Annotated in this window: 15 protein-coding genes; 7 read left to right on the plus strand and 8 right to left on the minus strand. The window is 62.9% G+C overall.

The genetic code is table 11. The features are described 5' to 3' along the window. Nucleotides 1-15 precede the first annotated feature (15 nt). Nucleotides 16-1,206, minus strand: a complete 1,191-nt coding sequence (locus JYK05_RS22300) for a hypothetical protein (protein WP_206469861.1) — start codon at nucleotides 1,204-1,206, stop codon at nucleotides 16-18. A 295-nt stretch (nucleotides 1,207-1,501) separates the two neighbouring features. Beyond that, the gene (locus JYK05_RS22305) at nucleotides 1,502-2,695 is read right to left on the minus strand and encodes a glycosyltransferase family 4 protein (protein ID WP_206469862.1); all 1,194 of its coding nucleotides are present in this window, start codon (nucleotides 2,693-2,695) and stop codon (nucleotides 1,502-1,504) included. 807 nt (nucleotides 2,696-3,502) lie between these two features. Here JYK05_RS22305 and JYK05_RS22310 point away from each other — a divergent pair. The 6 genes from JYK05_RS22310 (at nucleotide 3,503) to JYK05_RS22335 (ending at nucleotide 8,515) form a co-directional block, all read left to right on the plus strand. Next, nucleotides 3,503-4,396, plus strand: coding sequence for a hypothetical protein (locus JYK05_RS22310; protein WP_206469863.1), 894 nt, complete (start codon nucleotides 3,503-3,505; stop codon nucleotides 4,394-4,396). 164 nt (nucleotides 4,397-4,560) lie between these two features. Next, the gene (locus tag JYK05_RS22315; RefSeq protein WP_206469864.1) at nucleotides 4,561-5,448 is read left to right on the plus strand and encodes an ATP-grasp fold amidoligase family protein; all 888 of its coding nucleotides are present in this window, start codon (nucleotides 4,561-4,563) and stop codon (nucleotides 5,446-5,448) included. An 8-nt stretch (nucleotides 5,449-5,456) separates the two neighbouring features. Further along, complete coding sequence (locus tag JYK05_RS22320) at nucleotides 5,457-6,002, plus strand: DUF4142 domain-containing protein (RefSeq protein ID WP_241270038.1); 546 nt, start codon at nucleotides 5,457-5,459, stop codon at nucleotides 6,000-6,002. 194 nt (nucleotides 6,003-6,196) lie between these two features. Beyond that, a complete protein-coding gene (locus JYK05_RS26465; RefSeq protein ID WP_241270039.1) occupies nucleotides 6,197-6,364 on the plus strand; it encodes a hypothetical protein in 168 nt (55 codons plus the stop codon). 169 nt (nucleotides 6,365-6,533) lie between these two features. Beyond that, a complete protein-coding gene (locus JYK05_RS22330) occupies nucleotides 6,534-7,505 on the plus strand; it encodes an ABC transporter substrate-binding protein (protein ID WP_371826478.1) in 972 nt (323 codons plus the stop codon). Between the two features lie 53 nt (nucleotides 7,506-7,558). Further along, nucleotides 7,559-8,515, plus strand: a complete 957-nt coding sequence (locus JYK05_RS22335; protein ID WP_175943897.1) for a TauD/TfdA family dioxygenase — start codon at nucleotides 7,559-7,561, stop codon at nucleotides 8,513-8,515. A gap of 51 nt (nucleotides 8,516-8,566) precedes the next feature. Here JYK05_RS22335 and JYK05_RS22340 read toward each other — a convergent pair whose 3' ends face one another. The 6 genes from JYK05_RS22340 to JYK05_RS22365 all read right to left on the minus strand — a co-directional run bounded on the left by JYK05_RS22340 (nucleotide 8,567) and on the right by JYK05_RS22365 (nucleotide 16,338). Then, nucleotides 8,567-9,391, minus strand: coding sequence for a CHAD domain-containing protein (locus JYK05_RS22340; protein WP_175943899.1), 825 nt, complete (start codon nucleotides 9,389-9,391; stop codon nucleotides 8,567-8,569). A gap of 122 nt (nucleotides 9,392-9,513) precedes the next feature. Then, complete coding sequence (locus JYK05_RS22345; RefSeq protein ID WP_206469866.1) at nucleotides 9,514-11,184, minus strand: metallophosphoesterase family protein; 1,671 nt, start codon at nucleotides 11,182-11,184, stop codon at nucleotides 9,514-9,516. 24 nt (nucleotides 11,185-11,208) lie between these two features. Beyond that, the gene (locus tag JYK05_RS22350) at nucleotides 11,209-12,678 is read right to left on the minus strand and encodes an esterase-like activity of phytase family protein (protein ID WP_206469868.1); all 1,470 of its coding nucleotides are present in this window, start codon (nucleotides 12,676-12,678) and stop codon (nucleotides 11,209-11,211) included. Nucleotides 12,679-12,791: 113 nt separating this feature from the next. Further along, entirely contained in the window at nucleotides 12,792-14,084 is a 1,293-nt protein-coding gene (locus JYK05_RS22355) for a sugar efflux transporter (RefSeq protein WP_175943905.1), read from the minus strand. 111 nt (nucleotides 14,085-14,195) lie between these two features. Continuing rightward, nucleotides 14,196-14,978, minus strand: coding sequence for an SDR family NAD(P)-dependent oxidoreductase (locus JYK05_RS22360; protein ID WP_175943907.1), 783 nt, complete (start codon nucleotides 14,976-14,978; stop codon nucleotides 14,196-14,198). 58 nt (nucleotides 14,979-15,036) lie between these two features. After that, entirely contained in the window at nucleotides 15,037-16,338 is a 1,302-nt protein-coding gene (locus JYK05_RS22365) for an L-fuconate dehydratase (RefSeq protein ID WP_175943909.1), read from the minus strand. A gap of 142 nt (nucleotides 16,339-16,480) precedes the next feature. On the opposite strand from JYK05_RS22365, the gene JYK05_RS22370 reads away from it, so the two are divergent. Continuing rightward, a complete protein-coding gene (locus JYK05_RS22370; RefSeq protein WP_206469870.1) occupies nucleotides 16,481-17,239 on the plus strand; it encodes a GntR family transcriptional regulator in 759 nt (252 codons plus the stop codon). Nucleotides 17,240-17,280 lie beyond the last annotated feature (41 nt).

Genomic DNA, 17,280 nt, shown 5'->3' on the forward strand with positions numbered 1-17,280 from the left:
CCCGCGCATTCGACCTTACTGAGCGGTATCCAGATTGACGTGATGCGGGCGGCTCACGGTCCTCTCCGTGTGAATGAGAGCCGTGGCAGCGGAAGGTTTGAAGCCGGACGCGAGCGCCGCGACAGCCGAGCCGACGCCGCGAATCGCCGCGTGCTCCCAGCTGTGCGCGGCGCGCGGCTCGCCCGGCGCATGCGGCGCCCAGCCGTGGAAGCTCAGGAACGGCCCGCCGCCCGTTCTGGCGCGACTGTAGGTCCTTGCTCTCTCGGTCAGCGACGCGAGCATGCGTTGCTCGGCCACATCCGCGCGACGTCTCAGCGTCTCGAGCACGGACATCGCGGCGGCCAGCGATTGCACGAGCACCGGTATCGCACGGCCAACGCCCACGTCCAACAGACGCAACACGCGAGAGAGGTCCGCAGTATCGTCCGCGAGTTCGCGGCTTGCGAGCACGATAGCGGCATCGGACGAGCCGCGCGCCATCTCGAAGAGACTCAAAGCATCAGCGACCGTGAACCGGTCTAGCGCGTGCATTCGCATCGCTGCGAAGCCGAGCGCGCATCCGCTCAACGCGTCTTCGCCGACGCCCTGCCAGTCAAAGCCGTCGGACAGTTCACGCGCAACGCTATTCCCATGCTGAGACTGATTGAGCGAGAGAAGCGACAGCAAGGTGTTTCGCGGCCCTGCGGACACGCGCGACACCACGATATTCAGCGCATCCCTGCTTGAAGACCCCGCCGCGTTCGCCGTGAGCAGTACCTTCACGTGTCCCTCTGGCAGCGATACGAAACGGGGTTCGATTTCCGGCCCGCCGATCTGCAACAGCGACGGCTCGTGCGTCGTCAGTTCGAACTGCTTCGCATAGCCGTTCGATTTCTCGTCGCTTATCAGGAGATCGACAGGACGCCATGCGCCGAGCCGGCGCGCCCAGAGTTTTCCCCAGACATGATAGGCAGGCGTGTCGGCGAAAAGCGCGCGCGCGCCGCGCGTCAGGTCCACGTCTGCGGCAGCCCACATGAGCCACTCTGGAATGTCGTCGGGAACGAGGTCGATCGTATGTTGAGCGAAGCGACCGATCAGCGGAATGCGGCGCGTGATGGTCGATCCGTTCCGAGTGGCGAGCTCGACGACGACGAACGACAAGCCGCCATGCCGGCTTGCGCCGCGACTATCGGCCTGTTCGCGTCCGCGATACGCGTCGTCCGGCAATTGAACCGTCGTTGGCCGCCTGGTTGAGAGAATGACGCGCTCAACGAGTGAACCGAACTCACTCTTTATTTCAGCAGGCAGTGCCACATCCCCTTCATCATCGTCAGTCAGCGACGCGAGGCTGAGAATAACGACTCGGCTCATACGATGGCCCCTGTGTAGTGGGAGACAACGGAGTACTTCAGACGAAAGGACGCCTGCAACGGCAATTTATCGAAGTGGACAATACAAGATTCTTCGCTCTACTACGATACATGTACACCCGGCTTGCGCAAATAAAAATGCGAGGGTGACGTTATTTTTCGAGTACGTCGGAGCGTGGAGGCGAGGCAGCGTCGAACGCATCTCGCGATGGAACGGGCAGGGTCATCACCCGTTGGGCCTGCGCCTCGAAAGTCTCGCGAGAGAAGCGCCGACGAAACTCGGCCGCGAGCGATGCCATCGGGACATCGGGCGCGGCGAAGATACGTTGTACGAACGCAGTGTGATCGCCTGGAGGGAAGAGCAACGTTTCGGGAAGGTAAGCATCGAGTCCGGACACGCGCGATACGACAATCGGTCGCTCCGCGAGCACGGCTTCGATCATCACGAGCGGCACGCCCTCGAAAGCAGACGGCAGCACCAGCGTGTCGCTCGCCGCGATATAGGGCAGCACGTCCGCTTGCGCGCCGACCACGCGAACGTGCGCGGACAAGATCGGGCTTGCCTGCACCATGTGGGCCGCGCGCTGCGCGTCGGGTCCTTCGCCGACAATGAGTACGAGCGTGCGCTCGAAGGCATCGGCGTGTCGTTCTATCGTTTCGAGCAGAAAGTCTTGCCGCTTATGCGTGAAGTCGATTCGCCCGATATGAGCGACGATGGTCGTGCCGTCGTCCGGCAAGCCCAGCATGGCGCGGGCCGCTGACCGCGTGAGCGTGGACTGTGCGAAGCGGTCGTCCACGCAGTTCGCGAGTATGGTCGTGCGCGCGTTCGGTGCCAGCGTGCGCAGCTTGGCGCGTAGATGTTCGTTGAGCGTGATGAATTCGTGGGGCATGCGATACACGCCACGTTTCACCAGCCACTTGAGTCTGTCGACGAGGCGGCCGCTGTCGGGCCCGTCTGCGACCAGCGGCAGATAGCTCACCGAGCGCGTGCGGGTCACTCGCGCGGCCAAAAGCCCGGCGAGTCCTGAAACAATCGTGCCTTGGGCAATGAGTAGTCGAGTCAGTTTCAATCTGCGCAGGATCGAGGCGGTCGAGCGCGTCATGCGAAGCATCGCGAACGCATTGCCGCGTATCGACTCGGCTGTATATGACAGGCCAATCGTCTGCACTTTTGAATGCGCGCGCGCGAGGTCTTCCACGAAGCTAAAGAGCGCGGCGTTCTGCCTGGGCGCCAGGATATACAAGGTTTCGATCTGCGCGTTCCCGACAAGCGCAATCATGAAACGCTTGAGCATCTCCTCGTGACCGCCGTTGATGCCCGAATCACAGTAGATCCCAACCTTCACGGCATTCTCCCTTTTTGTGCGCGTCCTCGCGCTTCTTCATGGCTTTGCTGCCGACAACGTCGAGTACGTCTGTGCGTCATGATTGCAATGGGCCGCCGTTCACCAGTCGGGCTTGGTCGCCCTCTGTCATCTCAGTGTGAAGCTTAGGCAAAAAAGGAATGAATTATTAGCACTCGCGCATTTCTGAACCGGCGTGCTTCGCATGAAGCCTCCTGCGGCTCTTGTGCATCGCGAAGCGGTTTGTCTGTAGAAAGCAATTAGCCGGATGTCCGAAGCGATTCGCGAAGCGTGAATGCAAAGCATCGATCAGGCCAAGCGTGAGTCGGCGATGGGCAACGAAACCGCACGGTCTCTGCAGCGTTTGTTGCGATGTCGTCCACGACGCTCAGTGTAGGGAAAATGGCAGGCGGTGTCTGCCGAAATTAATGCTGAAACAAGGCGCGAACGCAGTGCCGTTGCGCGAACAATCTCGTCTACCTAAGTGTTAATAGGTGTGCTAAGGTCGGTGCGACTTCAATGCACGATAGCTTCGTCCGTTGCAACATGCACTGCATGACCGATGCACCAACGCGTCGCAGACGGCGCTCAAACCGATATGTGACCATGGATCAGCGGGAAGAGTTGCGCTCGCTTTATTGCGTCGTTTGTCCTCGTTGCGAAAGCGTGTCGCCAGCGGATGACCTGTCGTGTCCTTACTGCGGCGCAGATCGACATGGTGCTGTGTTGACGCGGGCGCAGGCGTCGCTCCTCGGCATAGACGAGGCTGCGCGCGCGCTGGTGCGCGCCGCTTCATCGCAAGTCGGAGACATGCGCCGCGATCAAGTGGACGATGCCACACGCGCGGACAGCGCGAATCAATCGGCGGCATTGGTGTCGTCGCCCACTTATTTCGCTGTGAAGCGCAAGTGGGCTGCCGTGTTGACCGTAGGCGTGTGCGTGCTGGCCGGCATCGTTGCGTGGGTGCGCACTTCGCACAGTCCCGGTGCCGGCGAGCCGCACGATGACCGCGTGAGTGTCGTCGGGACGGTTCATAAGCTGCCGCCTGTTGCGCCGGCCGCTCGTTCCGATGACGTCGCGCCAGGAGGCTCGGCATCCGATGCGCAAGCACGCTTTCTCGCGATGACCAATGCGCCCGGCCGAGCTATCTTTGCATTGCCGGCGTCGATGGACATAGCACCGTGCGCCACGGCGTCGATGCCTGCGTGCGACACATTGGCTGAAAGCCAAGCGTCGAGCACAGCGGCCGATACCGGCGGCTCGACGGCCACGGTCGTTCCTGAAGCGCCTCATTCAATTGCATCGGCTTCGGCGAAGCCGGCGGCACGAAAGCATGGTCGCGTCGAACATGCTTCGGTGAGCACGCGGCAGGCGCCGACGCACTCACGTGCGCATGCCAACGAGAGGACGACTCACGCCCAGCCCGCTCCGCGTTCGGTTCGTCACGCGAAGAAGATCGACAAGACGCATCCGCGCGTGCGCACCGTGCAACGTACAGTGGCACCGCCACGCGGCGAAGCTGACGCATCGGACGCGCCAGGCGCGGGCACGGTCGCGCCGGTCGCCGATCCCGCGATGACGTCTTCCGCAAGCTGGAAGCCGGGCAGCGGTTCCGAGCCCAACGACAACCTCCGCTCGCGCATAGGCAGGCTATTGCCGGCGGGCGTCGCGGCCACCAACAAGGGACGCGGAGAGGCGCACTGACGATGCACGGAGCCACGCGACTCACGCAACCAATGTGGCCATCCGCACATTCGCTTTACTCTGTCATTTGCAAGAATCGTTTGCTGTAATTGTCGCCGGTGGAACGAGCGATAACGAGCAGAAGATCGTGCCACCGTCTTCCCCCGAGGCATGAGGGCTTCCGGATGTTCGCCAAGACACTCATCGACGGCGCGAAGGCGTGGCTGCCGGACCCGGTGTTTCTGAGCATTGCCCACCGACATAAGGTCGGACGATTCCCGAACATGTGGAATCCCAAGACGTTCAACGAAAAGATTCTGCATCGCTGTCTCTATCCCGATCCGCGTTACATGGATCTGACGGACAAGCTTAGAGTTCGCGATTACGTGGCGAACAAGATCGGTCCGCAACACCTGATCCCCTTGCTTGCAGAACCCGGCGCGTTCACGAAAGAAGTCTTCGATGCGCTGCCTTCCGCGTTCGTCATGAAGGCGAATCACGGCAGCGGCTTCGTGGAAGTGGTGAAAGACAAGAGCCGTGTGTCGTTCGAGCGACTCTCGGCGCTGTCGCAACAGTGGCTGTCGACGCCCTTCTATAAAGTCGCGCGGGAACGCCATTACCGCATGATCGAGCCGCGCATCTTTTTCGAAGCGCTGCTGCTCGCCGAAGATGGCGAAGTCCCCGCTGATCTGAAGTTCCATGTCTTCAACTCGCCCTCCGGCCAGCAGACGATTTTCGTCACAGTGATATCGGGCCGCTTCACCGATCATCCTCGCGGCGATACATACGACGCCGCGTGGCGGTTGCAGGACATCTGGTTCGGTCACTATAAGCGTAGCGACACGCCTGCGCCGCCGCCCGAATCGCTCGATTCGCTCCTTCGGATTGCAGGCGTGCTGGCCAAAGAGTTCGAATACGTGAGAGTCGATCTCTACGAAGCCGACGGAAACGTGTACTTCGGGGAACTAACGTTCACGCCGGGCGCGGGAGTTTTTCCAATTCGTCCCGATCACGTCGATTACGAATGGGGCCGGCTCTTCAAGGTTGGTCCGCGGCATCCTTACAACCGATAGGCGAGAGCGTGAACCAACGCAGACGGCGGATCACATGCGGCGGCCTGCTTTTCTTGGCGATGTGCGTCGGCGCGCGTGCGCAGAGCCGGCCGCTCTCGGACGCGCAGATGGTCGGTGTTCTGCTAACCGCGAATCAGGCGGAGATCGCAGCAGCGCAGATTGCGCTGCGCAGAACACGCTCCACCAGCCTGCGGAGCTTCGCGACGCGCATCGTCGATGAAAACGCGCAGATCGCGCAGGAGACAAACGACATGTTGCGAAGGCTCGGCGCGAACGCGCAGCCGAGCAGCGTGAGCGACGCGCTTGCGCGCCAAAGCCGCGACGACACCGAGATGCTCGACGAGCAAGACGAATACGCATTCGCGCAAGCCTATCTCGAACGCGAGGTCGATTTTCTCGGGCGGCTCGTGAATACCGTCGATGGATTCATCCGATCCACGCATAGCGCGGATGTGAAAGTACTGCTCGTGCGAGTCAGGCCGGCATTCACGCTTCATCTCGATCAGGCGCGACGACTCCAACTGGTGTTTCAACGCCCCGGCTTCGGTCATTGAGTGGGACAGGCAGCGTCTGCAATGCATTCCACGAAGTCTTGTTTGCCGGTTGATTATCGGCGCGCTAGATTGAAATCATTCACGCACTGTCGGAGCCGGCCATGTCACAGATCCTGACGCAATACTGGCAAGCGTTATTGGTCCCCGTAGGACGGGCTCGACAACGCTGGCGGCAACGCGCATACGAGCGCGCGATGCGAGCGTGCGCATGCTCGGCCGCAAGCAAACCGACGCAGCGCGACGAGCAGGCAAGCGGCCCGGAGCGGCTCGAGCAGATTGCGCTTTACGCGCGCGCGGGCTATTTCAACATGGGCTATACGGTGGACGCGTTCAGCACACCCGCCGATTTGCCGCCACATTGATTCCGACCACAACCGCGCGTTTCGCATATCGCGCGGAGGCATATTCGTAGCATTCTTCCTTCGTTTGTGCGCAAGCGCCGCGCTTGTACAGTGAACGCTCCTGACACTTCGCTCGGACGTTCAGCGCATGAGGGCATCTTCCGCATTCAATCGACTGCTTGTGCTCGTTATGCTCGTTGCGTCGTGTGTTGCACTAAGCGCGGCGCACGCGGAAGGAACGGTACGCATCGTCGATCAATATGGCATCGGCTCCTTGCTGCTGAAAGTGGCGAAGGACCAGAAGTTGATCGAGAAGGAAGGCGCGCGCGCGGGGCTGCATATCGACGTGCAATGGACCACGCTGTCCGGCGGCGCGGCGGTCAATGAAGCCTTGCTCTCGGGCGCCGCCGATATCGCCACGCTCGGCATCGGTCCGCTGATGACGATTTGGGACCGCACGCGCGGTCATCAGGATTTCCGCGCGATGTCGGCGCAGAGCGCGGTGCCAGTGTATCTCGTGTCGAACGATGCGCGCATTCGCAGCATCGCGGATATCGGCGAAAAAGACCGCATCGCGGTGGTGTCGGTCGCCGTCTCGCAGCAGGGGCGGCTGTTGCAGATGGCTTCGGCCAAGGCGTTCGGCGATGCGGAGTACGCGCGCCTCGACCGCTTCGAAGTGAACATGCCGCACGCGGATGCGACGACGGCCATGCTCGCAGGCAGTTCGGTCATCAACCTTCACTTCTCGAACGCGCCTTATCAGTATCAAGAACTCGACGACCCGAAGATTCACAAGGTCATCAGTTCGACGGACATACTGGGCGGCCCGGCGACGAGCAGCGTTGCCGTCACATCCGACAAATGGCGCAAGGATAACCCCCGCACATATGCGGCCGTGCGCGCGGCGCTCGTCGATGCGGCGCGGCTCGTTGCATCCAACAAGCCCGAGGCTGCGGCCATCTATATCCGACAGGACGCATCGAAACTGTCGCCGACATTCGTCGAACGCATTCTGAATGACAAGGACGTGAGTTTCTCCACGACCCCTGAAAACACACTCGCACTCGGCGCCTTCCTGTTCAAGGTGGGCGTCATTCGCCACGAGCCGAAGTCGTGGCGCGACTACTTCTTTACCGACGATCCCGACGGGCAAGGCAGCTAACGTCGTCGGGTCGCTCGCAGAAACAGACCCACAGTCAAAGCGGAGATTCGCCCATGAACGCAGCCGTCATCGCACACCAGGCAACCGAACACGAGATCGAAGTGCGTCCTTTGTCGGCGCATATCGGCGCGGAGATTAGCGGCGTCGATCTGACGCGTGCATTGCAACCTGCCCAGGTCGCGGCGATTCGCGCGGCTTTGCTGAAGTGGCGCGTCGTGTTTTTCCGCGAGCAGTTCCTCACGCATGAACAGCATGTCGCGTTTTCGGCGCAGTTCGGCGAATTGACTGTCGGGCATCCCGTGTTCGGTCATGTGGAAGGGCATCCGGAGTTGTACTCGATCTCGAAGTTTCGCAAGGCGACGCGCTTCGAAGGGCAGGCGTTGCTGCGGCCGTGGACCGGATGGCATACGGATGTGACGGCAGCGGTCAATCCGCCATTCGCATCGATTCTTCGCGGCGTGACGATCCCGCCATATGGCGGCGATACGCAGTGGACCAACCTCGTCATCGCTTACGAGAAGTTGTCCCCAACGCTGCGCGCATTCGTCGACGGATTGCGCGGCATACATCGCTTCGCGCCGCCGCAAGGCGCGAGCGGCACCGATGCATTCGCGAAGGCGGTCAACGAGCACACGCTCGTCAGCGAACATCCGCTCGTGCGGGTGCATCCGGAGACCGGAGAGCGCGCGTTGTATGTGAGCCCGGGCTTTTTGAAGTCCATCGTCGGCCTGACGCCGCGTGAGAGTCAGGCGCTGCTCGAATTGCTATGGGAACATGTGACGCGACCGGAGTTCACGGTCCGCTTCAAGTGGGAGCCGGGCAGCATCGCGTTCTGGGACAACCGCTCGACAGCCCACCTTGCGCCGACGGATATCTTCGATCTCGACTTCGACCGTCAGCTCTATCGCACGACGCTCGTCGGCGATGTGCCCGTTGGACCCGACGGCAAGCGGTCTATCGCGATAGAAGGCTCGCCTGTCGGCGCGGCGGCTGCCGTCGCGTTGAATTGAGCGCAGCGGCGACCGGGTCGCCGCGCATCCTCATCACAGGACAGACAACGGCTAAAGCAGCTTGGCGGCGGCCTTGAACCTGCGCTTCTGTTCCTTCTCCAGCACGCGCAACGCGCGGTCCGCCGCGCCGTCGGGCAGTGCCGCGCGGTGCTCGAGCAGCAGATCGCGGCTCGCGACGACATCGTTCAGTTCACCGAAACGCTTCTGCACGCGCTTCAGGTTCTTCAGCCCCTTGCGCTGCTTCTTGCCGAGAAGCGGCTCGAAGAATTCCAGCAGATAGCGGACCTTCTTTCCGGCCTTGCGGACTTCATGGAACGACTCATAGTCCGAGCGGCCTTTGCGTGATGCCACGCGCATCCGCTTCTTGAGTTGCTTCTGCGCCGCAACGACGCGCTGTCTGGCGAATTTCGTCAGCGGCGTGCGTTGCGCGGCCGTGTTCAACTCGCGATTCGCTTCGCTCATCGCTTCGCGCAGCGTCTGCTTGACACTCGCATGAGCAAGCGTTTCGAGGCTCTTTCGCGAGGCTTCGGAGCGGCTCTGGCGGAATGCGTCGAGCAGCTCCCGGTCGCCGGTGGCTTCCACGAGACCGATGAGGATGTCCCAGTCGCGCGTATTGCCTGCGGCGTTTGCGAGGAATTTGTAAATGGCGCGCTGCTGCGTGTCGAAGTCTTCGTGAAGTATCGGCCGGTACGCCCACAGCAGCGTGCGCAGGCGTCGCAGCGCCACGCGCAGCTTGTGCAGTTGTTCGGCCTCGCCTTCGTGTTCCAGCGCGGATGCCTGAGCGATGGCTTCGCCGACGAGCGGCTCTGCAAACGTCGAAAAGTTCGTCTCAGCGGTCGCCGGGCGATTGTCGGCGTTCTCGTCGTCCTTCTTCATGATCGTTTCCCGGTGTGATGCAACGGCATCTACAAGGCAAGATTCGTACCGCATCCACCATGTGATAAGAGTCTTGCCCGTTGCGCCGTTCTCGCCGGGAGATTGTCACGAGAGCTTCATATTCAACCGCGGCGTTGCTTCTGGAGGACGATGGTTTCGAACAGTTCGTAGTCGGCGGTGGGCGTCTTATCCGCGCCCGGCGCGTGGTAGTAGTTCATCGTGATCGACGTCTTTCCGCCACGTTCGCCCGGATCGTGATCGAACACGGCGATGCCGTAGCCCGTGCCCGTATCGCGTTGCGCGGACCAGATGGCGTCCTCCACCGCGTCGGCGACAGGGCGCACGAAGGTGCCCGCCGTCTTGCCGGGCACCGGGCCATTCCGCTTGGTGAAGATCTGCGCTTGCGGATTGCCCGTGCCCGCATCGGTGCCGTAGACGTCGAGCGGCGCGCTCGTGCCGCCGCCGCCGAGTATCAGATGCACGGTGCCGTGCGTCGTGTCGATCGGATCGTTGGCGCGCTGCGTCGTGGTGACCGGGCGCGGCTGCAACGTGTCGACGCTTTCGCCCGTCACGGCATCGCGGCCCGCGTGATGGTTGCAGCCGCGCACGGGATGGCTGCGCTCGTAGTCGTGATCGTGGCCGCACAGCACGAGATCGACGCCGTACCGGTCGAAAAGCGGCAGCCATGCTTCGCGAATGCCCTTGTCGGAGCCGTTGCCCGTCTTCGAAGAACTGAGCGCGTCCTGATGCATCTGCACGACGATCCAGTCGATGTCGTCGTCGTGCTTCGCCTCGCGCAAGGTCTTCTCCAGCCAGCGCGTTTGTTCGCCGCCGCTATAGCCACGTACATAGAAGGATGTGCCCGGTTCAATCGCGGGATGGCCGGTGCTCGCCGCCGGCACCAGCGGCGACGGTCCCGCGACGAACGCGGCGGCGTCCTGATACACGACGTCGTCCGCATCGAGCGAAATGAAGAGCACGGAACTCACCCGAAAGCTGTACCAGCGGCCGCCAAAGCGCGTTCCATTGTCGGGCAACGTGTAGCGCGTGAGGTAAGAATCGAAGCCCTGCGGGCCGTTATTGAATTCGATCTCATGGTTGCCGGGACACGGCATCCACGGACGATTCGCGGCCGAAACTTGCGCGTTGTTGCCGAAGTCGCGCCACACGTCCGGCTGATGCGTCGGGTTCAGATTCGCGTAACAGAGGTCGCCGTTCAGCAGATGAAAGAGCGGTTGAAAGCGTTCGACGGCCTGCACGGCGAAGCGGCTTTGCGGCGAGGACAGCACCCATCCGGTGTTGGGCGTCGCGAGATCGCCGTAACTCGTGAAGCGGAACTTGCAACGCCCGCGCGGCGCGGTGCAAAAGCTCGCGCAGAAGGGCTGAGCCGCGTTGCTGTCGTTGTCGGCCGTAACTTCGTAGCGGTACGTCGTGTCCGGATGCAGACCGTCGAGCCGCGCGTGATATGTGCAGACGATTTCGCCATTGAGACCGTCCGTATAAGTGCGCTGCACTGCGTGCACGAGCCGCGCATGACCATCGTGCGTGGTGAGGCGAACGCGCGGCTTGGCGGCCGGCGCAAGCGACGCCCAGCTCACGACCACTTCGTGCGCGGGATCTTCGCCCCATGTGAGGTGGATCTGTTCGGGCGTGCCGTCGGGCGAGGCCGCTGCCGCGTTCGCCGCGCCGCTGAGGGCGTTCGCGGCCGTCGCGAGCCCCGAGGCGCCGGCGAGCTTCAGGAAACCTCGGCGCGATGCAACGCGCCCGCTATCGTGCGAATGGTGTGTCGTCATTGGAGTGCTCGGGTCGTGGTCGGGTCAGTGGCCGTGGCGGTGATCGTGATCGTGATCGTCCCGGTCGATCCGGCAGAACGCCTCGCCGTGATGCGGCAGGCGCTGCGCTTCGTAAGCCGGAAGATCGGATGCATCTACCGAGAAGACGAAGAAGCGGTTCGGATTATCGATGCCGTTCGGATGATGCGTATCCGTCACCGTGCCGATGAAGTCGTTGTCGTTCGCGATGAAGAGCGTGTGCTTGAGCACGCCGTTTATGCGCACGTCGGGGCCGAACGCGAGGCTTTCCAGCTTCGCGGGGATGTCGGTGGCCGCGAAGCCTTGCGCGGACAGCGCCGCGACCACATCCAGAAAGAGCGTCTTGTTCAGCGCGAACGGCGCGAGTCCTGCGGCACCGCTCGCCTGGCTCACATCCTGCGCGCCCGTGAGATCGACCTTGTACACGCGCTTGAAGACCGCGGCAGAGTCGTCGCCCAGGCCTTTGCCGTCGCGTTCATCGAGCAGCAGCTCATGATCGTTGATGGCGACGATATCGCTGATCGTCGGATAGTTCGGCTTCGCCGTGGTGCCGATGTTGCTGAGCGGATAGGCGAACTGCGTCGTCTTGCCCGTGCGCAAGTCGATGCGCAGGATGCGCGTATAGCCGCCGCTCGTGCCGCCGTCTTGCAGCAGCGGGCTTTGCATCGCGCCGAAGAGCGTCTCGCCGTCGGGTGAAATGGCAAGGCCCTCCATGCCCTTGTTCGCCACGCGTCCCGTCGTGTTCTTGCTGATCTCGTCGCTGCCGACGGGCGAGAGCGTCGTGACCACGAACGATGCGGGCACGCGCACGACCGCCGTGCGCTCGCCGGTGCGCCGATCGAAGCGATAGATGTAGGGGCCGTACTCGTCGGAGATGAAGACGCTCGCGCCATCGCGCGATACGCGGATGCTTTCCGGATCGAAACGCGCATCGAGCGGATACGTGGACGGCTGCGCCGGCGCGAAGTTGTCGGAGCGGCCGGTGAAGTAGTGGGTGTGGTTCGTCGCGTTCAGCGCGGGCGCGCCGTTGCCGACGCCGGCGGCCGCGCCGTCGCCGTAGACGAGCGCATCGCGCGTGTGCAGCAAGGTCGTATCGAGCAGACGGGGCGTGAGCGTGTAGGGCAGCGTGCCGTTCTTGCCGGATGCTTCGAGCTTCAGGCTCAGGGTCTGGAAGCGGTTGATGTACGAAGCGGTATCGTCGAGCGCCTTGTTATACGAGATGGCGTTCGGACCGCGATCGGGCACGGCGAGAAACGTATCGCAGCCCGCATACGCGAGCCCCGAGCCGAGTCCGCCGAGCAGATTGCCCGGCGCGCCGTTTTCGAGCGGCGCGGCCGTCTGCTGCGAGCGGTCCACGCTGTTGCCGCTAAATTGACCGATGGCGATGAGATCGACGCTCGCCCACGCCGATGAACATGCCGCGCACAACGCGAGGGTCAACGTCACATGACGCGCAACAGCGGGGGCTCGAAGCATCGATGTCTCCTTCATCCGGCATGCGAAGTGATTGGACTCGCATTATTGCGGGATTGAAGTGACGTTTGTATGACTCATGCAATGAACGGCTCGTCATACCGAAGCCTGCGCCCTCAGCGTACCGGCATCCGCCATTGGTTCACGCGGACCCATACATATCGCGCAATCAGCCTGAACGGCGGATTGGCGAACAGCACGAGCGCGCCGAGCGCGAGGCACCCGCAGACGAGAAACGTGCCGCGATAGCCGATGGCTGCGACGAGCGCGCCCGATAACACGCCGGAAAGAATGGAGCCGACGCGCGATGCGTTGAAGAAGAGCGCCGTCGCCGCGCCGGGATTGCGCGGCATCAGGTCCTGCACGTAGGTCATGCCGAGGCACGACGTCACCGCGACGACGAACGCGTTGAACGCCTGCATCGGCATGAGAAACTGAATGGAGCGAGAGGACGCGACAGCCACGAAGTACACGATATGCACGGCTGCGCATGCCGCGAGCCAGCGTTGCTTGTCGAGATTCGAGCCGCGCGCGCCGAGCGCGAGCATCATCGGAATTTCGAGGAACGCGCCGAGCCCGAGCATGATCGACACCTCGATCTGCGTGCCGCGCAGTCCCTGCACGACATAGAGCGGCAGCACGATCATCGTCGCGTTGGCCGCGAGACCGATGAGCGTCAACGCAATCGTCGCGCGCCAGATCTGCGCGCGGCTCGCGGGCACGTGCTTCGCCGCATCATGCGGTTCGTCGTGCTCGGTCATCGTCGTGACTTCAAGCAAGGAGGCAGGATCGCCCGCATAGTGGGCGTGCGGCGCGATCGGCTTCTCCTTGTCCTTGATGCGCCAGGCTATCGCGCCACACGCCGCGAACGATGCCGCCGCGAACAGAAAGAGGCCGTGAAAGCCCGCGGCGGCCAACACCAGCGCGCCGACGGACGGACCGAAGACCCACGCCATCGAGAGCACGGTGCGCAGCGTGGCGAGCGCGAAGGAACGCTCCGCGTCGTCGGTGACGGGCAGCGCCGCGCGGCCGAAGGAGAACACGAGCGTCATGGCCGCGCTGCCGACGCCGAGAAACACGATGCCCACGGTCACGAGCGACGCATAGCTGCGCAGCACGCACAACAGCACGAAGCCGAGCGCCGACGCGGCCAGCGCGCCCATCAGCAACACGCGATGATGACCGTGCTTATCCGACCACTTGCCCGCGAAGGCGCTGGCGAGCACGCCGCTTGCCGCGATGAGCGTCATGAAGAGCCCGAGTTGCAGCGGCGTCATGTCCGCCTCCTGCACGCCGAAGAGCGACAGAAACGGCGCGGTGAAAGACATGGCGACGCCCAGCATCAGCGTGACGCCGGCAAGCGGCATGAACGAATGCAGGCGCGCAAGACGAAAAAAGCGAGCGTCCATCGACGGGGAAATCCTTCGGAAAATGCAGGCGCGGAATGCGTGCGCGTGACAGTAGCGCAATCGACATTCCGCGCGTAAAAGAGTGAGCGATGCCAGGTGGAGACGCGGGGATCACGCCTGCGGCGGCTGTCCGTTGGATGCGCTCAGGCCGCCGTCCACGGGAAGATTCACGCCCGTCACGAAGCGCGCATCGTCGCTCGCGAGAAACGCGATGACGGCGGCGATGTCGTCCGGTTGCGCGGCGCGGCCGAGCGGAATGCGCTCGCGGAACTTCGCCATGAGCGCTTCGTCGCCGAGCATGTCCTGCGTGAGATTGGATTCGGTGAGGCTCGGGCAGACCGCGTTCACGCGCACGCCGTCGCGGCCGTGATCCATCGCGAGCGCGCGCGTGAAGTTGGTCACCGCGCCTTTCGCCGCGTTGTAGAAGCTCATGCCCCAGTCGCCGCCGAGGCCGGACACCGACGACACGTTCACGATCGAGCCTTTCGCCTGGATCAGATGGCGAATGGCGGCGCGGCTGCAATAGAAGACGCCGTCGAGATCGGTCGACATGATCGCGCGCCAGTCATCGAGCGATGCCTCGTCGATGCGGCCCGTCGGCGCGACGCCCGCATTGTTCACGAGCACGTCGATGCGCCCCAAGCGCGCAATGGTGGCGTCGATCAGCTGCTGCGCGTCTTCGAAGCGCGAGACGTCGCACGCGTGGACGAGCGTGCGCGAGGCATCGAGATCGCGCGCCACGCGTTCGAGCTTGTCCTGCGTGCGGCCGGCGAGCACCACGGAGGCGCCCTCGGCCGCGAAGCGGCGCGCGGCGCCTTCGCCGATGCCGGAGCCCGCGCCCGTCACGATGACGACTTTCGAAGCGAAGCGGGAAGACTGCGTGGAAGCGTTCATGGTGATGGTTCCTCGTTAAACGAATCACCCGAGCGCGCAGATTTCGTTCCAGCGTCAGTCACTTCACGCGCCACGCTTCTCCGTCCGGAAAGTGATGCTTGTCCAGCGACGGCGCGTGCATTTCGATGCTGTAGCCCGGCCGCTGCGGCGGCATATAGCGGCCGTTGCGGATCACCACCGGATCGATGAAATGCTCGTGCAGGTGATCCACATATTCGAGCACGCGATTTTCGAGCGACGCCGACACGCAGATGTAGTCGAACAGCGAAATATGCTGCACGTACTCGCACAAACCGACGCCGCCTGCATGCGGGCACACAGGCACGCCGAACTTCGCCGCCATCAGCAGCACGACGATCACTTCGTTGAGACCACCGAGACGGCAACTGTCGATCTGACAGAAGTCGATGGCCTCCGCTTGCAGCAACTGCTTGAACATGACGCGATTCTGGCAATGCTCGCCCGTCGCCACGCCGATGGAACCGAGCCGGCGCCGAATGGCCGCGTGCCCGAGTATGTCGTCGGGGCTCGTCGGTTCCTCGATCCACCACGGATCGAACTCGGCGAGACGCCGCATGTTCGCGACGGCTTCGTCGACTTCCCATACCTGATTCGCGTCCATCATCAGCTTGGCGTCAGCGCCGATTTCTTCGCGCAGAATGCGGGCGCGGCGCACGTCTTCTTCCAGATTGCCGCCCACTTTCTGCTTGAAATGCGTCCACCCTTGCGCAACGCCTTCGCGAGCCAGTCGGCGGATCTTCTCATCGTCATAGCCGAGCCATCCCGCCGATGTCGTATAAGCCGGATATCCGTGCACGAGCATCTCCTTCTCGCGCTCGCCGCGCGTGCTCGCGTGGCGGCGCAGCAGCGCAATGGCTTCGTGAGGCGTGATCGCATCGGTCACATAACGGAAGTCGAGACAGCGCACGAGTTCTTCGGGCGTCATGTCGACGAGCAGCTTCCACACTGGCTTGCCTTCGGCCTTCGCCCACAGGTCCCATACCGCATTCACGACGGCCGCTGTAGCGAGGTGAATCGCGCCTTTGTCCGGGCCGATCCAGCGCAACTGACTGTCGGAGGTGATCTCGCGCCAGAACGCGCCCATGTTCGCCGCGATGTCTTCGAGCTTCTTGCCGACGACGAGATGACTCAGCGCCTCGACGGCGGCCACGCAGATTTCGTTGCCGCGTCCGATGGTGAAGGTGAGTCCGTGTCCGCTGATTCCGGCCGATGAATCGGTTTCGAGCGTGACGTATGTGGCGGAATAGTCGGGCGCGGCGTTCATTGCATCCGAACCGTCGAGCGAACGCGAAGTGGGAAAGCGGATGTCCCGAACGGACAGCTTGGTGATCGTTGTCATGGGTATGCCTCCGGGGCAATGTGCGATCGACTACGGTCTGCGGGAAAACACTGATGAGCTTCGACGCAGCAAGGCGATGCAGGCAGCTTTGCGCGTTCTTAGGCGTTTGCACGCGTTGACAACGTCGAATCTGCTTTCTAGCATGCTAGCATCTTCAACGGAAATCAAGCCCGCCGTGAGCCCTTCATCCGATGCGGTCATCGTGAGTAGTCCGTATGATGCGCTGCACAAGATTGCCGCCGGCCAGCGCGGCAGTCTGACCGGCGCGGTGGAAGAGGCATTGCGGGAAGCCATCGTCACGCTGGCGCTCGAACCGGGAATGATGATCGACAAGATAGCGGTTTGCGAGCGCATGGGCGTCTCGCGTTTTCCCGTATCGGCCGCGCTCGCCAGGCTGGAGCACGCCGGTCTTGTCGAAGTCTTGCCGCAGCGCGGCACGCGCGTGAAGCCCATCGCGCTGCGCGATATCCGTCAGCATCTGTTCATTCGCAGCGCGCTCGAAGTGGAGACCGTGCGCGGCGTGGCTGCAATGCATGACCCCGCCATACTCGAGGCGCTTGAAACCAACCTCACGCAACAACGCGAAGCCATGGCGAACGGCGCGCGCCTCGCGTTTCATGCACTCGATCTGGCGTTTCACGAGATTCTGCTCGATGCCATTGCGCTGCCGCGCGTGAAAGAGATCGTCGCGGTGTCGCGCAACGCGCTCGACCGCGCGCGGCAGCTGCTCGCGAGCCCCGAGCGCCTCGTGCACACGCTCGACGAACACGAACGCATCTTCGACGCGCTCAAGAAAGGCAAGGCCGATGCCGCCGCCAAAGCGATGCACGACCATCTGGATCAGGTCGTCGCCGAATTGCACCGCTCGGCGAAGGACAGGCCGGACCTCTTCGAGCCATGACCCGAATGTCGGCTCCCCGGTCGCACTATGAACGCTCATTC

It is taken from the genome of Caballeronia sp. M1242 (assembly GCF_017220215.1).
GTDB lineage: Bacteria > Pseudomonadota > Gammaproteobacteria > Burkholderiales > Burkholderiaceae > Caballeronia.

Coding starts and splice junctions, on each gene's coding strand:
- JYK05_RS22365 (WP_175943909.1), bottom strand. CDS start 16,338: ATGACAACGATCACCAAGCTGTCCGTTCGGGACATCCGCTTTCCCACT.
- JYK05_RS22355 (WP_175943905.1), bottom strand. CDS start 14,084: ATGGACGCTCGCTTTTTTCGTCTTGCGCGCCTGCATTCGTTCATGCCG.
- JYK05_RS22335 (WP_175943897.1), top strand. CDS start 7,559: ATGAACGCAGCCGTCATCGCACACCAGGCAACCGAACACGAGATCGAA.
- JYK05_RS22360 (WP_175943907.1), bottom strand. CDS start 14,978: ATGAACGCTTCCACGCAGTCTTCCCGCTTCGCTTCGAAAGTCGTCATC.
- JYK05_RS22350 (WP_206469868.1), bottom strand. CDS start 12,678: ATGCTTCGAGCCCCCGCTGTTGCGCGTCATGTGACGTTGACCCTCGCG.
- JYK05_RS22370 (WP_206469870.1), top strand. CDS start 16,481: ATGCTAGCATCTTCAACGGAAATCAAGCCCGCCGTGAGCCCTTCATCC.
- JYK05_RS22345 (WP_206469866.1), bottom strand. CDS start 11,184: ATGACGACACACCATTCGCACGATAGCGGGCGCGTTGCATCGCGCCGA.
- JYK05_RS22330 (WP_371826478.1), top strand. CDS start 6,534: ATGCTCGTTGCGTCGTGTGTTGCACTAAGCGCGGCGCACGCGGAAGGA.
- JYK05_RS26465 (WP_241270039.1), top strand. CDS start 6,197: ATGCGAGCGTGCGCATGCTCGGCCGCAAGCAAACCGACGCAGCGCGAC.
- JYK05_RS22340 (WP_175943899.1), bottom strand. CDS start 9,391: ATGAAGAAGGACGACGAGAACGCCGACAATCGCCCGGCGACCGCTGAG.
- JYK05_RS22310 (WP_206469863.1), top strand. CDS start 3,503: ATGCGCCGCGATCAAGTGGACGATGCCACACGCGCGGACAGCGCGAAT.
- JYK05_RS22315 (WP_206469864.1), top strand. CDS start 4,561: ATGTTCGCCAAGACACTCATCGACGGCGCGAAGGCGTGGCTGCCGGAC.